Source organism: Aeromonas sp. Y293-4 (genome assembly GCF_027705905.1).
In the GTDB taxonomy this organism is placed as follows: domain Bacteria; phylum Pseudomonadota; class Gammaproteobacteria; order Enterobacterales; family Aeromonadaceae; genus Aeromonas; species Aeromonas veronii.
The window spans coordinates 1-14353 of record NZ_JAPDCI010000020.1 but is presented as its reverse complement, the minus strand read 5'-3'; the positions used below and the strand labels follow the sequence as shown (position 1 = coordinate 14353).

Here is a 14353-nt window from a genome sequence, read left to right as displayed (position 1 = left end):
TGCTCCGGTACAGGGGCTTATTGACCCTTGCGGATCAGATAGCGGTAGGGGGCCTGCTCTGTCTCGCTGGCGACCAGGGTGTGATCCATAAAGCGGCAGAAACTGGGGATGTCGCGGGTGGTTGAAGGATCGTCGGCGCTGACCAGCAGGGTCTCGCCATCCGCCATCAGCCGCACTTTCTTGCGAACCATCATAACGGGTTCCGGGCAACGAAGCCCGATTGCGTCCAACTCGTGAGTCGCGCCGCAGAATAAATCACTCATCTATTATCAACCTTCAACCTATTCGGCTGCCAATGATACTCAGGGCTAAAAAATAATCAAACAAACGCCCCATTAACCAGCATATGTAACCGAAATGTTATTCTACCCTATCCAGCTTGCGCCGGACGAGTAATATAAAAATTGAACCATATTCAACAAGGAGGTGAATATGCAGGTCTCCTACGGCAGATTACAAGCCTATGCAGGCATGGGGTTCTTGTCCTTCGCCATGATAGTGATGGGCAGCCCGATCGGGAACACCGGTACCTGGTTCGGCTCCATGGTGATGGTCGGGTTGGGGCTCTGGATCGAGCTCAGCGATTACTATGACGAGGATGAGGACGAGAACGATCAATCCTGAATCGGATGACGATTCAACAACAAAGGCGGAGCAATTCCGCCTTTGTCATTTCTGCCGTTTGGCAATGTGCCCGGATCAGCGGGTCGAGCGCATGGCCCGCTCCAGATGCAGCGCCGTCTGCTCCGGGTTGGCCTTGGGGTCGTTGAAGAAGTTGCTCAGCACATCGAGGATCGCCTGCCGCATATTGGTCGGCGTCGCCATCCCTTCCGCCATGCTGGGCAGCAGGTTGTCCTGCTTTTCCGCCAGCAGGAAATCCTGATAGGAACGGACGGCGCAGCGGTCGAACTTGCTCATGTCGGGATTGGTCAGCGCCGGGATAGACCCCTTCACCCGATTGAACTCCTCCTGGAATTGCGGCGTCATCAGCAGTTGGGCCAGATCCCCCTGCGCCTGCAACTGGGCCGGATCCCGCTGTTTGAACATGGCGATGGAGTCGAGGTTGTAGCTGAACAGTCCGGCGCTGCCCGGGCTCGGCAGACAGGCGATATCCTCACCCGGCCGGTAGTTACCGGCACTCAGCTCCCCTTTTACCCAGTCGCCCATCACCTGCATGGCGGCGCCACCGCTCTCCAGCAGGTTGGTGGCCTGATGCCACTTCAGACCGGCGTATTTTTGCGGCACATAGGCGCGCAGCTGCTGGAAACGGGTCAACACCCGCACCATGTCGGGGCCGGTCAGGGTGGCGCTGTCCTGCTCGAGGAACGCCTTGCGATAGAATTCTTTACCGCCCTCACCGAGCGCCACCGTTTCAAACAGTACCGCCAGCTGCCAGGGCTCGTTGCCAATGGCGAGCGGGGTGATGCCCCGTTTTTTAAGCTGGTCGGCGACGGTGACAAACTGGGCCCAGTCGGTAGGCGGAGTCAGCTTGTTGCGCTCGAACACCTTGCGGTTGAGCCACAGCCAGTTGACCCGGTGGATGCCGGTGGGCACCGCCATCAGGGCACCATTCTGGCTGAGGGTGGCACGCACCATGGGCGGCATCTGACTGTACCAGCCGAGGTGTTCGGCCATCGGGCTGAGATCGCGCAGGAAGCCGAGCCCGGCCCACTCCTTGAGCTCGTAACCCTTGAGGTGGGCCGCTTCTGGCGGGTTGGCGGCCAGTGCCCGGCTCTTCAATACCGTCATGGCGCTCTTGCCGCCGCCGCCCTGTACCGCGAAGTCGTTCCACTGGTTGCCCTGTTTGGTCCACTCGGATTTGAGCACTTCGACCGCTTTCGCTTCGCCGCCGGATGTCCACCAGTGCAGTACCTCCACCTGGGAGGCGGCAACGGGAGCAGTGAGCAGGGCGATGACAGAAAAAGACAACCACTTCATAAGGTTACTGCCTTGGTAGGGAGAGCGTGGCCTGCAGGCCACCTTGCGGACGGTTTTCCAGCACCAGATCGCCACCGTGGGCGTGGGCAATGTTGCGGGCGATGCCAAGGCCGAGGCCGGTGCCGGCCTGATCGGTGCTGAGCCGGTAATAGGGTTCGAAGATACGCTCGAACTGATCGTCCGGCAGGCCGGGGCCCTCATCCATGATAAAGAGGATCAGCATCTCCTCGTCATCCATGATGATGATGCGCACCCGCTGGCCATATTTGATGCCGTTGTCCACCAGATTGCCGATGCAGCGTTTGAGCGCCAGCAGCTTGCCGCGATAGGGCCACTTGCAGTGCCCTTCGATGGTCAGCCGCTCGTCGTGCAGGTTCATCGACTCCGCCATCTGCTCCAGCAGGGCGTTGATGTCGATCTCCTCGATATTCTCGTGAATGTCGGTCTCTTTGACCGTCTGCAGCGCTCCTTTCACCATCAGCTCCAGCTCGTCGAGATCCTTGTTGAACTTGGCGATTTGCACCTCGTCGTCGAGCAGTTCGACCCGCAGCCGCAGTCGGGTGATGGGGGTCTTGAGGTCGTGGGAGATGGAGCTGAACAGCCGCTCTCTATCGTCGATATAACGGCGGATGCGGTGCTGCATGATGTTGAAGGCGCGGGTCGCCGCCACGATTTCCGACGCTCCTTCCTCCTTGAGTGAAGGCTGATCGATATCCTTGCCGAGATTCACCGCCGCCTTGGCGAGACGGCGCAGCGGGCGGGTCTGCCAGCGCACCAGCATAAAGGTGAAGAAGCAGAGGAACACCGTCATCAGGGCGATGAAACGCACCTGGTTGCTTGGCATGACGGTGTCATCCAGCGTCATGTAGGGGGCGGGCAGCAGGGCCGCCAGATAGAGCCACTCCCCCTTTTCAATCTCGATCTGGGTCACCAGTACCGGCGGATTGAGCGGTTCCAGCGACAGGGTGTAGCGGGCCCAGGAGGAGGGGAGATCCGCCAGCAAGGTGTCGTTGTTGAAGACGTGGAGGTCATCGGGTCGGGAGAAGTCCACCTTGATCGCCATGGCATCGGAGAGCTTGCGGGTCAGCACTCCCTGAACCTCCTCCAGCACCTGCGTCTTGCGCTCGCTGTCGGGGATGGCGTTGATGTGGATCTCTTCCTCGTTGAGCGAGACGAAGAAGCGGCTGCCCCCCATGTTGCGCAGCTGGTCCAGCGCGATATGGCGATACTGCAGCGGCAGGGATTTGAAGAAGTTGACGGTGGAGGCGGCAGACATGGCGAGGTTGCGGGTGGTGCTGAGCATCCCCTCAAGTTCCCGCTTCTGGATCTGCTGCATCCAGATGCCGGTCAGAATGGTCTGGGAGAGCAGGATGGCCAGCAACAGCAGCAGGATCATCCGTGACAACAGGGAGCGGGGCACCAGCGCCCCCCAGGACCACTTGTTGCTCATGGCAGCTCGTGCACCTCGGCAATCAGCATGTAGCCGCTGCCGCGAATGGTCTTGATGATGCGCGGGCTCTTGCCGTTGTCGCCCAGCTTCTGGCGCAGACGGCTGATCTGTACGTCGATACCGCGCTCCATCGGCAGGCTTTCGCGGCCGCGGGTGGCATCCGAGATGGTGTCCCGATCCAGCACCACGCCGGGCTGTTGCAGGAACATGCCGAGCAGCATGGCATCGCTGCCGGAGAGATCCAGCAGGCTGCCATCGTCATGGGTCAGCTGGTGGCTCAGGGTATCGAGGGTCCACTCGGCAAAACGCAGGCGGCGGCTCGGCTCTTTCTCTTTTTCCGGCTGGCGGAATTCGGCGCGGCGCAGCAGTGCCTTGATGCGGGCCTGCAGTTCGCGGGGGCTGAACGGCTTGGCGATATAGTCGTCGGCACCGAGTTCCAGACCGATCACCCGATCCGCTTCGTCGGAGGCGGCGGTCAGCATGATGATGGGCACCTGGGAGTCACGACGGATCTGCTGGCAGAGGGTAAAACCGTCCTCGCCGGGCATCATGATGTCCAGAATAATCAGGTCCGGGCTGTGCTGGGCGAGTTGCTGACGCATCTCGTTGCCCTCCGCCGCCGTCAATACCTGAAAGCCCGCCCGGGTCAGGTACTCATTGAGCAGCTCGCGGATCTCTTGGTCGTCATCGACGATCAGCAGTTGTTTGCTCATTGACATATGTATGTGCATCCACCCATTTTTTTGTGCAGATTGAACCTGTCGGGGGAGTAAAAAGCAAGCAAGCCCCCTATCTAATGTGAGGTTTAAGGCAATAACAGCCTATTGATAAGATTAAAACGAAAAAAGGCCGACCCAAACGGGACGGCCAACAGACAGCTTCTGACCACTGACGAGCACCCCGTGTGGCGATCGTCACAGACTTGAAAAGGGGCCAGTCAGACTGGCCCCGAAAAGGGACAACTCTCAGTAGTGCATCCCGTCGATCCGGCTGGTTATCACACCCGTTCAAACACGGTGGCGATGCCTTGACCCAGACCTATACACATGGTGGCAACCCCCAAGGTGGCATCCTTCTCCTCCATCAGATTGATGAGGGTGGTGGAGATGCGGGCGCCGGAGCAGCCGAGGGGGTGGCCCAGCGCAATGGCGCCGCCGTTCAGGTTCACCTTCTCGTCCACCTGATCCTGCAGACCCAGATCCTTCACGCAGGGCAGGGACTGGGCGGCAAACGCCTCGTTCAGCTCGAACAGGTCGATATCACCGACAGTCAGGCCGGCACGCTTGAGCGCCTTCTGGGTCGCCGGTACCGGGCCGTAACCCATGATGGCGGCATCACAGCCAGCGATGGCCATGGCACGTACCTTGGCGCGCGGCGTGAGGCCGAGGGCCTTGGCGCGATCTGCACTCATCACCAGCATGGCGGCGGCGCCATCGGACAGGGCCGAGGAGCTGCCGGCGGTGACGGTGCCGTTGACCGGATCGAACACCGGGCGCAGTTGGCTCAGTGTTTCAACCGTGGTCTCCGGGCGGATCACTTCGTCGTAGTCGTAGAAGAAGCGGGCGCCGCTGGCGTCATGGCCTTCCAGCCCGACGATCTCCTTGGCAAAGCGTCCTTCCACGGTGGCGGCGTGAGCTCGGCGGTGGGAGCGGGCGGCAAACTCGTCCTGCTGCTGGCGGCTGATGCCGTGCAGCTTGCCGAGCATCTCGGCGGTCAGTCCCATCATGCCGGAGGCTTTCGCCACCGACTTGGCCATGCCGGGATGGAAGTCAACGCCGTGGCTCATCGGCACGTGACCCATGTGCTCGACGCCGCCGATGATGAAGATATCCCCGTCACCCACCTGAATGGCACGGGAGGCGTCGTGCAGCGCCTGCATGGAGGAGCCACACAGGCGGTTGACGGTGACCGCCCCCACCTGCTTGGGAATACCGGCCAGCAGCGCGGCGTTGCGGGCGATGTTGAAGCCCTGCTCAAGGGTCTGCTGCACGCAGCCCCAGTAGATATCCTCGATCTCGTTCGGGTCGAGGTTGGGGTTGCGCAGCAGGATGGATTTCATCAGGTGCGCGGACAGATCTTCTGCACGCACGTTGCGGAAGGCGCCGCCCTTGGACCGGCCCATCGGGGTCCGGATACAGTCGACAATGACTACGTCTTTCATGAATGGATCTCCTTTCCGCAATCAGTAGAAGGTTTTGCCCTGGGCGGCCATCTCGCGTAAGCGGTCGCTGACGCGGTAGAGCGGGCCCAAATCGGCATACTGGTCGGCCATGGCCACGTAGCGATCCAGACCAATGGTGTCCAGATAGCGGAACACGCCGCCGCGGAAGGGAGGGAAGCCCAGACCGTAGACCAGCGCGATGTCGGCTTCGGCTGGTGTGGCAACAATGCCCTCTTCCAGACAGAGCACCACCTCGTTGATCATCGGGATCATCATGCGAGCAATGATGGCGTCCTTGTCGAAATCCTGTTTCGGCTTGGCGATGGGGGCCAGCAGCTCGTAAGCAGCGGCGTCGGCTACCTTCTTCGGCTTGCCCTTCTTGTCCTGCTCGTAGGCGTAGAAGCCCTTGCCGTTCTTCTGACCGAAGCGGTTCACTTCGTACATCACGTCGATGGCGGTGCGGCCTTCCTTGCTCATGCGCGCCGGGAAGCCCTGCGCCATCACGTCACCGGCATGGTGGCCGGTGTCGATGCCGACCACGTCCAGCAGGTAGGCGGGGCCCATCGGCCAGCCAAACTCCTTCTCCATTACCTTGTCGACGGCGGCAAAGTCGGCGCCATCGGCGACCAGCTTGTTGAAGCCGAAGAAGTAGGGGAACAGCACCCGGTTGACGAAGAAGCCCGGGCAGTCGTTGACTACCACCGGGGACTTGCCCATCGCGGCGGCGTAGGCCACCACGCGGTTGATGGTTTCATCGGATGTCTGCTCGCCGCGGATGATCTCCACCAGTGGCATGCGGTGCACCGGGTTGAAGAAGTGCATGCCGCAGAAGTTCTGCGGGCGCTTCAGCCCCTTGGCCAGCAGGGAGATGGGGATGGTGGATGTGTTGCTGGCGAGCACGGCGTCTTCGCCAATGATCCCTTCTACTTCGCTCAGTACGGCGGCCTTCACTTTCGGGTTTTCAACCACAGCTTCGACGACGACGTCCACGCCTTTGACGTTGTCATAGCTGAGAGTCGGAGTGATGGCGGAGAGCACCTGGCCCATCTTGATGCCATCGATGCGGCCCTTCTCGAGCTGGCCATTGAGCAGCTTGGTGGCTTCGCCCATGCCAAGTGCCAGCGCCTTCTCGTTGATATCCTTCATCACCGCCGGAATGCCCTTGCTGGCAGACTGGTAGGCGATGCCGCCACCCATGATGCCGGCACCCAGTACGGCGGCGTGGCCAGTGGCCTTGTTTGCCTGCTTGGCCGCCTGCTTGGCCAGCGCCTTGATGTGTTGATCGTTCAGGAAGATCCCGACCAGCGCCTTGGCTACATCGGTCTTGGCCAGCTTGATAAAGCCCTGTGCCTCAACGACCAGCGCTTCGTCACGGCCCATGCCAGCGGCGGCTTCGACGGTTTTCACCGCGGTCATCGGCGCCGGATAGTGTTTGCCCGCCACGGCGGCAACCATGCCGGCGGCGGTGGTGAAGCTCATCATGGCTTCCAGTTTGGAGAGGCGCAGCGGGGCTTTTTTGGCGGCGCGACGGCTCTGCCAGTCCAGTTTGCCCGCGATGGCGTCCTTGATCATCTGCAGCGCAGCGCTCTGCAGTGCCTCGGGGGCGACCACGGCGTCGATGGCACCCACCTTGAGGGCGTCATCGGCACGGTAATCCTTGCCGGTGGTGATCCACTCGAGCGCGTTGTCGGCGCCGATCACCCGCGGCAGACGGACTGTGCCGCCAAAGCCCGGCATGATGCCGAGTTTGGTCTCGGGCAGGCCGATTTTGGCGGTGGAGTCAGCCAGACGGAAGTCGGTGGAGAGGATGGTCTCGCAGCCGCCGCCCAGAGCGTGGCCCTTGATGGCTGAGAGGGTCGGAACCGGCAGATCTTCGATGGCATTGAAGATGTCGTTGGCCTTTTTCAGCCAGCCGAGCAGATCTTCTTGCGGCAGATCGAACAGTTCCAGGAATTCGGTAATGTCGGCACCGACGATAAAGGCGTCTTTGCCGGAGGTGAGGATCAGACCCTTCAAATCGGCTTGTTGCTGTAATGCGGCGATCGCTTCGCTCAGGGAGAGCAGGGTAGCGCGATCCAGCTTGTTGACTGAACCCGGGGCATCAAACCTCAGCTCGGCGATGCCGTTTTCGAGGTAGCTGACCGACAGGGTTTCGCCTTGGTAGATCATGAGAGTGTCTCCTTGTTCCCACTCAGTGGGGAGTGGTGCTCCTTTATCCCCAGCAGGGGGCGAGGCTCACTATTGATCCAAAAGGAGACATTTTCAACACCTATTTAAAACATTTGTTTAACAGATCTCGAGTAAAAGCTCTTCATCACAAAACGGGCAAAAGAGAGGCGCCTTACGGCGCCTCGGATGAATGTGAGTTTGTTATCAACTGGCCAGTTCCGGCCGGTTGCGATACTGGTTCAGCACCTCGGGATCGGCGAGGGCATGGGTGTTGTTAACCGGCCGGTTGTGTACCACCTCCCGCACTGCAAGTTCGACGATCTTGCCGGACTTGGTGCGGGGGATGGCATCCACCTGCAGGATGCGGGCGGGCACGTGGCGGGCGGTGCAGTGCTGCTTTATTTGCTGGCGGATCCGCTCGCGCAGCGGCTCATCAAGCTTGCAACCCGCCTTGAGCTTGACGAACAGCACCACCCGCTCGTCCTGCTGCCACTGCTGGCCGATGACGATGCTCTCCTCCACCTCGTCCAGCTGTTCGACATAGCGGTAGATCTCGCTGGTGCCGATGCGCACGCCGCCCGGATTGAGGGTGGCGTCGGAGCGGCCGTAGAACAGAATGCCGCCGGTCGGGGTCAGCTCGATCCAGTCGCCGTGGCACCAGATGTTGTCGAACCGCTCGAAGTAGGCGGCATGGTACTTGTCGCCATTCTCGTCACCCCAGAAGTAGATGGGCTGAGCCGGGAACGGCTTGGTGCAGACCAGCTCGCCCTTCTCCCCCTGCACCGGCTGGCCCGCTTCGTTGAATACCTGCACCGCGAGACCGAGGCCGCGCCCCTGGCTCTCGCCGCGATAGACAGGGCTGAGCGGGTTGCCGATGACGAAGCAGGAGCAGATGTCGGTACCGCCGGAGATGGAACTGAGCTGCACATCCTGCTTAATCTGCTGGTAGACGTAGTCAAACCCCTCCGGCGACAGCACGGAGCCGGTGCTGCAGATCAGCCGCAAGTGCGGCAAGTCGTGGCTGTTGATGGGGGCGTAGCCCTGCTTGTGCAGCGCATCAAGATATTTGGCCGAGGTACCGAACAAGCTGACCTGCTCGTCACGGGCGAGATCCCACAGCACATTGCCATCCGGGTAAAACGGCGAGCCATCATAGAGCACCAGGGTGGCGCCGGAGGCGAGGGCGCTCACCAGCCAGTTCCACATCATCCAGCCGCAGGTGGTGAAGTAGAAGATCCGCTCCCCCGGCTTGATGTCGCAGTGCAGCTGGTGCTCTTTCAGATGTTGCAGCAGGGTACCGCCGATGCCGTGCACGATGCACTTGGGTTTGCCGGTGGTGCCGGAGGAGTAGAGGATGTAGAGCGGATCGTTGAAAGCCATGGGTTCGAACTGGAGGCTGGCGTCCGGCTGGCTCGCCAGCAGTTGCTGCCAGTTGTGGCCAAGCTGCAACGGGTTGCCGAGCAGCGGGATCATCACCGTCTGCTCTATGCTGCCGATCTGGCTGACAACCCCTACTACTTTGTCCTGAATATCGATGGCCTTGCCGTTGTAGCGATAGCCATCCACCGCAAACAGCACCCGCGGCCGGGTCTGGCCGAAGCGCTCCACCACGCTGGCCTCGCCAAAGTCTGGGCTGGTGGAGGTCCAGATCGCCCCGAGGCTGGTGGTTGCCAGCATGGCAACCACGGTTTCCGGGATATTGGGCAGATAGGCGGCAACCACATCGCCACGACCAATCCCCAGATTGCGCAGCCACTGCGCTAGCCGGGCAACCTGTTCCCCAAGCTCACGCCAGCTCAGGGGGCGGCTTGGGCTCCCTTCGATGCGGGAGATGATGGCCGGGCTCTCGTCCTGGCGGCGCAGCAGGTTTTCGGCGAAGTTGAGGCGGCTGTCGGGAAACCAGCGGGTGCGCTGCATATCCTGACGGTTCTCCGCCACTATGTTGCCGAGCTCGCCCTTGACGCCGCAGTGCTGCCATACCAGCGGCCAGAAACGGGTGGTCTTCTCCACCGACCATTGATAAAGCTGCGGGTAATTCTGCAACTGCAAGCCGTGGAAACGGTTCACCTCCGCCATAAAACGGTAGAGGTTGGATTGCTGCATCCCGAGCGGATCCGGTTGCCACAGGCAGAGGTTGTCCATGAGTAATCCCTGACTTCATGTATCTACCGGCAGTGTATTGAATTGTTTTTGATTTGTTAATGATTGGTTTTCTGTTGATAACAAACACGTTTGTAACGTATGCGTTACCTCACGAAGCGGCAGCTTGACGGGTCGAGCCGCCAAGCGCTTGATGTTATGCTGCAATCACATTCACCTCGGAGCAGGACGCCATGAGCAGCTACAGCCAACTTTTTGCCCAGCACCTCGATACCTTGCAGCAGCGCACCCGCGACATTCTGCAACAACAGGGGCTCAGCGGACTGGCCATCCACTCCGGCCAGACCCACCGCATCTTCCTCGATGATCAGGATTACCCGTTCAAGGTAAACCCCCACTTCAAGGCCTGGTTGCCGGTGCTGGACAATCCCCACTGCTGGCTGCTGGTGGACGGGGTGAACAAACCAATCCTGCTGTTCTACCGCCCGGTGGATTTCTGGCACAAAGTAGCGGATCTGCCCAATGCCTTCTGGGTTGAGTTCTTCGATATCCGTTTCCTGACCCGGCCGGAACAGGTGGCCGACCATCTACCTGCCAACAAGCAGGAGTGGGCCTATCTGGGTGGCCATCTGGAAGTGGCTGAACTGCTGGGGCTGACCCAGCCCAATCCGGAGGCGGTACTCAACTACCTGCACTATCACCGCGCTTACAAGACCCCCTACGAGCTGGAGTGTCTGCGCGAGGCGAACCGGATTGGGGTACGCGGCCATATCGCCGCCAAGGACTCCTTTATGGCGGGGGCGAGCGAGTTCGAAATCAATCTGGCCTACATGAAGGCGGTCGGGCAGGGGGCCAATGAGGCGCCTTACGGCAATATCGTCGCCATCAACCGCAATGCGGCAATTCTTCACTACACCCATCTCTCGGCTGTGCGGGTGCCTGATGCCGAGCGTTACTCCTTCCTGATCGATGCGGGCGTCGATTTCCACGGTTATGCCTCAGATATCACCCGTACCTGGGCGTGGCGCCGCGGCGAGTTTGCCGATCTCATCGCGGCGCTGGATGCGCAGCAGCAGGAGATCATCGGCGAGATCAAACCGGGTCGTCGCTACAGCGAGCTGCATCTGCAGATGCACCACAAGCTGGCGCGCCTGCTGCAAGCGACCGAGCTGGTGGATATGTCGGTGGACGAGATGATCCACACCGGGGTGACCAACGTCTTCTTCCCCCATGGTCTCGGCCACTTCCTCGGCCTGCAGGTGCACGATGCGGGTGGTTTCATGCAGGATGAGCGCGGCACCCATCTGGCGGCTCCCGAGCAGTTCCCCTATCTGCGCTGCACCCGGGTGATGGAGGTGGGTCAGGTGTTCACTATCGAGCCGGGTCTCTACTTCATCGATAGCCTGCTGGAGCCGCTGCGTCAGGGCGAACAGGGCAAGCGAGTCAACTGGAACAAGGTGGAGGCACTGCGTCCGTTCGGTGGTATCCGCATCGAGGACAACATAGTGCTGCACGCCAACGGGGTGGAGAACATGACCAGACAAGCAGGGCTCTGATGGCGGCAGCGTACTCCATTCCGGCCGCTCCATTGGAGCTCAGCGAAGAGATCAAGAAGAGTCGTTTCATTACCCTGATTGCCCACACCCCGACAGTTGAGGCGGCCAAGGGGTGGATCAACGAGATCAAGCGTCAACATCCGACCGCTCGCCATCACTGCTGGGCCTTTGTGGCGGGCGCACCGCAAGATAGTCAGGTTTACGGCTTCAGCGATGATGGCGAACCCTCCGGTACCGCGGGCAAGCCGATCCTGGCCCAGTTGATGGGGTCGGGGCTTGGTGAAATCTGCGCCGTGGTGGTGCGCTACTACGGTGGCATCCAGCTCGGCACCGGTGGACTGGTCAAAGCCTATGGCGGTGGCGTGGGGGCAGCCCTCAAGCAGCTGGTGACCGAACTCAAGGTGCCGCGCACTCCTTCCTCCATTCATTGTGACTATGGCGACATGGGCGTGGTCGAGTCACTGATCAGCAGTCACAACGGCGAACTGCTGGCTGCCGATTACGGCCAGCAGGTCATCCTGCAGGTGGCGTGGGAGTCTGCAGTCTGGGAGCGGGTTGACCGCGAATTGACCGACAGAACCCACGGGCGGGTATCCCTTCAGCCTTTAGATGGCTAGAATCCATCGCTCTTTATCGTTTTGAAGTAGGAGCCGGAATGCACACCCTGAGCATTATTCGCATCGTTGGCCTGCTGGTTGCGCTGTTCAGCTCGACCATGCTGCTGCCAGCGCTGGTTGCGTTTGGTTATCGGGATGGGGGCGGCGCCGAGTTCATCAAATCTTTCCTCATGGCCCTGCTGCTCGGGGTCGCGCTCTGGTTTCCCAACCGCTATCACAAGAAGGAGCTCAGATCGAAAGAGGGTTTCCTCATTGTGGTGCTGTTCTGGGTAGTGTTGGGTAGCGTGGGGGCTGTGCCCTTTATTCTGAGCGATACCCCGCATATGTCGGTTTCCGAGGCATTCTTTGAATCTTTCTCCGGCCTGACCACCACCGGCGCCACCGTGCTGACCGGGCTGGACAATCTGCCCAAGGCGTTTCTATTCTACCGCCAGCTGCTGCAGTGGCTGGGGGGGATGGGGATCATAGTGCTGGCGGTTGCTGTGCTGCCGCTGCTGGGGATCGGGGGCATGCAGCTCTATCGGGCGGAGATCCCGGGCCCGGTCAAGGATACCAAAGTGACGCCACGCATCGCCGAAACGGCCAAGGCGCTCTGGTTCATCTACCTGCTGCTGACCGCGCTCTGTGCACTGGCCTACTGGCTGGCCGGGATGACGCTGTTCGATGCGGTGTGCCATTCGTTTTCGACCCTGTCGGTCGGTGGTTTCTCTACCCACGATGCGAGCATCGGTTTCTTCAACAGTCCGGTCATCAACCTGATTACCGTGGTGTTTCTGCTGCTGGCCAGCGTGAACTTTGCGCTCCACTTTACCGTTTTCTCTCACCGTCCGGTTCGACTCGGGCGTTACCTTTACGATTCTGAACTCAAGGTGTTCCTGGCCATCCAGGCAACCCTGGTGATGATCTGCTTTGTCGCCTTGCTGACCCACGGGCACTACGCCACTTGGCAAGAGGCGCTCAACCACGGCCTTTTCCAGGCGGTCTCTCTGGGTACCACCACCGGCTACAGCACCACCACCTATGCCGACTGGCCCTCGTTCCTGCCCATGCTGCTGATGTTCTCAGCATTTATTGGCTGTTGTGCGGGCAGTACCGGCGGCGGCATCAAGGTGATGCGTTTTATGATCCTGTTCATGCAGGGGATGCGCGAGTTGAAGCGGTTGGTTCACCCCAGAGCCATCTATACCTTGAAGCTGGGGAATCGGGCGGTGCCCGAGCGTATCGTCGAGGCGGTGTGGGGCTACTTCGCCACCTATATTATTCTCTTCTTTATGTTCATGCTGCTGTTGCTGATGACGGGGCTGAACGAAGTGACCGCATTCACCGCTGTGGCTGCGGCTTTCACCAACGTAGGCCCGGGTTTGGGAGAGGTATCAGCCAACTTCGGCAATATCTCGCCAGCGGCCCAGTGGGTACTGGTGTTGGCCATGTTGTTTGGTCGATTGGAAATTTTTACGCTTCTGGTACTGTTTACTCCTGCATTCTGGCGTAGTTGAGGTTGTTATGGACAAGATTCTGGTGCTTTATTCCTCTCGGGATGGCCAAACCCGCAAAATAGTCGATGTCATGCTGGAGCAGATGCCGGGATGCGAAGTGGTGATGCACGACCTGCACACCTTGCCGATGTGCAACCTCAGCAAGTATGCCAAGGTCTTGATCGGCGCCTCCATTCGTTATGGCAACTTCCATCCCAGCCTGTTCAGCTTTATTCATGCTCATCAGGAGCAGCTGGAGGTGGCCAATGCGGCCTTCTTCTGTGTCAACCTGACGGCCCGCAAGCCAGAGAAGCAGACGCCGCAAACCAATGCCTATATGAAGAAGTTCCTGCGCCTCTCTCCCTGGAAGCCGAAAACCCTGGGTGTGTTTGCCGGTGCGCTGCAGTACTCCCGCTATAACTGGTGGCAGACGCGCATCATCCAGCTGATCATGAAGATTACCGGTGGCAGTACTGACACCAGTAAGGACATTGAGTTTACCGATTGGGAAAAGGTACGCAGCTTTGCCCGCGAATTCTGGTCAAAAAGGTAGCAGTGTGATGTGAATTAAGGGTCTCTTGCCCGAAACAGCCCCGCCGATGCGGGGCTTTTGTTTAATAAAGCAACGGTTGAACCGAAAAACTGTAAAAAGTGCCATTTTTTGCAGTTTTCCTCTTGTCATCCCGGCGCGGCTCCCTATAATGCGCCCCTACCAGCACGGCGGAACACGCCAACCTGATGAGCCAGCTTCCTAGCGAAGCAAGCGCCGAAAGAAAAGCGAAAACAATCGCTTGACTTTCGAAGTGAGAAGCGTAATATGCGCCTCCTCAACGCGACAAGCGTGACGCTCTTTAACAATTTGAATCAAGCAATCTGTGTGGGCACTC

General features: G+C 59.9%; 12 protein-coding genes. 5 read left to right on the top strand and 7 right to left on the bottom strand.

From position 1 onward, the window contains the following. Positions 1–17 precede the first annotated feature (17 nt). Positions 18–263, bottom strand: coding sequence for a sulfurtransferase TusA (gene tusA, locus OKC31_RS18495; RefSeq protein WP_005339470.1), 246 nt, complete (start codon positions 261–263; stop codon positions 18–20). 169 nt (positions 264–432) lie between these two features. Between tusA and OKC31_RS18490 the strand changes: the two genes are divergently transcribed. Continuing rightward, positions 433–624, top strand: a complete 192-nt coding sequence (locus OKC31_RS18490) for a hypothetical protein (RefSeq protein ID WP_005339471.1) — start codon at positions 433–435, stop codon at positions 622–624. A 75-nt stretch (positions 625–699) separates the two neighbouring features. On the opposite strand, the gene OKC31_RS18485 is transcribed toward OKC31_RS18490, so the two are convergent. The 6 genes from OKC31_RS18485 to OKC31_RS18460 all read right to left on the bottom strand — a co-directional run bounded on the left by OKC31_RS18485 (position 700) and on the right by OKC31_RS18460 (position 9860). Continuing rightward, the gene (locus OKC31_RS18485) at positions 700–1938 is read right to left on the bottom strand and encodes an ABC transporter substrate-binding protein (RefSeq protein ID WP_247823743.1); all 1239 of its coding nucleotides are present in this window, start codon (positions 1936–1938) and stop codon (positions 700–702) included. Between the two features lie 4 nt (positions 1939–1942). Then, positions 1943–3388: an ATP-binding protein gene (locus tag OKC31_RS18480; protein ID WP_005339474.1), complete on the bottom strand. Its 1446-nt coding sequence runs from the start codon at positions 3386–3388 to the stop codon at positions 1943–1945. Beyond that, positions 3385–4107, bottom strand: coding sequence for a response regulator (locus OKC31_RS18475; protein ID WP_005339475.1), 723 nt, complete (start codon positions 4105–4107; stop codon positions 3385–3387). Before OKC31_RS18475 ends, OKC31_RS18480 begins: the two co-directional genes overlap by 4 nt. 278 nt (positions 4108–4385) lie before the next feature. Next, complete coding sequence (gene fadA, locus OKC31_RS18470) at positions 4386–5549, bottom strand: acetyl-CoA C-acyltransferase FadA (protein WP_005355952.1); 1164 nt, start codon at positions 5547–5549, stop codon at positions 4386–4388. Between the two features lie 21 nt (positions 5550–5570). Continuing rightward, positions 5571–7718 (bottom strand): fatty acid oxidation complex subunit alpha FadB, encoded by a 2148-nt coding sequence (gene fadB, locus OKC31_RS18465; protein WP_247823744.1) that lies wholly within the window; start codon positions 7716–7718, stop codon positions 5571–5573. A gap of 204 nt (positions 7719–7922) precedes the next feature. Then, positions 7923–9860, bottom strand: a complete 1938-nt coding sequence (locus tag OKC31_RS18460; RefSeq protein WP_247823745.1) for an acetoacetate--CoA ligase — start codon at positions 9858–9860, stop codon at positions 7923–7925. A 191-nt stretch (positions 9861–10051) separates the two neighbouring features. Between OKC31_RS18460 and pepQ the strand changes: the two genes are divergently transcribed. The 4 genes from pepQ to hemG are packed head-to-tail and all read left to right on the top strand — an operon-like array spanning position 10052 to position 14019. After that, the gene (gene pepQ, locus OKC31_RS18455; protein ID WP_247823746.1) at positions 10052–11374 is read left to right on the top strand and encodes a Xaa-Pro dipeptidase; all 1323 of its coding nucleotides are present in this window, start codon (positions 10052–10054) and stop codon (positions 11372–11374) included. Next, complete coding sequence (locus tag OKC31_RS18450; protein WP_185228042.1) at positions 11374–11991, top strand: YigZ family protein; 618 nt, start codon at positions 11374–11376, stop codon at positions 11989–11991. Before pepQ ends, OKC31_RS18450 begins: the two co-directional genes overlap by 1 nt. A gap of 38 nt (positions 11992–12029) precedes the next feature. Next, a complete protein-coding gene (locus OKC31_RS18445; protein WP_247823747.1) occupies positions 12030–13487 on the top strand; it encodes a TrkH family potassium uptake protein in 1458 nt (485 codons plus the stop codon). Between the two features lie 7 nt (positions 13488–13494). Beyond that, on the top strand, positions 13495–14019 hold the full coding sequence (gene hemG, locus OKC31_RS18440) for a menaquinone-dependent protoporphyrinogen IX dehydrogenase (protein ID WP_005339483.1): 525 nt from the start codon (positions 13495–13497) through the stop codon (positions 14017–14019). The last annotated feature ends 334 nt before the right edge of the window (positions 14020–14353 follow it).

Coding starts and splice junctions, on each gene's coding strand:
- tusA (WP_005339470.1), bottom strand. CDS start 263: ATGAGTGATTTATTCTGCGGCGCGACTCACGAGTTGGACGCAATCGGG.
- OKC31_RS18490 (WP_005339471.1), top strand. CDS start 433: ATGCAGGTCTCCTACGGCAGATTACAAGCCTATGCAGGCATGGGGTTC.
- OKC31_RS18485 (WP_247823743.1), bottom strand. CDS start 1,938: ATGAAGTGGTTGTCTTTTTCTGTCATCGCCCTGCTCACTGCTCCCGTT.
- OKC31_RS18480 (WP_005339474.1), bottom strand. CDS start 3,388: ATGAGCAACAAGTGGTCCTGGGGGGCGCTGGTGCCCCGCTCCCTGTTG.
- OKC31_RS18475 (WP_005339475.1), bottom strand. CDS start 4,107: ATGTCAATGAGCAAACAACTGCTGATCGTCGATGACGACCAAGAGATC.
- fadA (WP_005355952.1), bottom strand. CDS start 5,549: ATGAAAGACGTAGTCATTGTCGACTGTATCCGGACCCCGATGGGCCGG.
- fadB (WP_247823744.1), bottom strand. CDS start 7,718: ATGATCTACCAAGGCGAAACCCTGTCGGTCAGCTACCTCGAAAACGGC.
- OKC31_RS18460 (WP_247823745.1), bottom strand. CDS start 9,860: ATGGACAACCTCTGCCTGTGGCAACCGGATCCGCTCGGGATGCAGCAA.
- pepQ (WP_247823746.1), top strand. CDS start 10,052: ATGAGCAGCTACAGCCAACTTTTTGCCCAGCACCTCGATACCTTGCAG.
- OKC31_RS18450 (WP_185228042.1), top strand. CDS start 11,374: ATGGCGGCAGCGTACTCCATTCCGGCCGCTCCATTGGAGCTCAGCGAA.
- OKC31_RS18445 (WP_247823747.1), top strand. CDS start 12,030: ATGCACACCCTGAGCATTATTCGCATCGTTGGCCTGCTGGTTGCGCTG.
- hemG (WP_005339483.1), top strand. CDS start 13,495: ATGGACAAGATTCTGGTGCTTTATTCCTCTCGGGATGGCCAAACCCGC.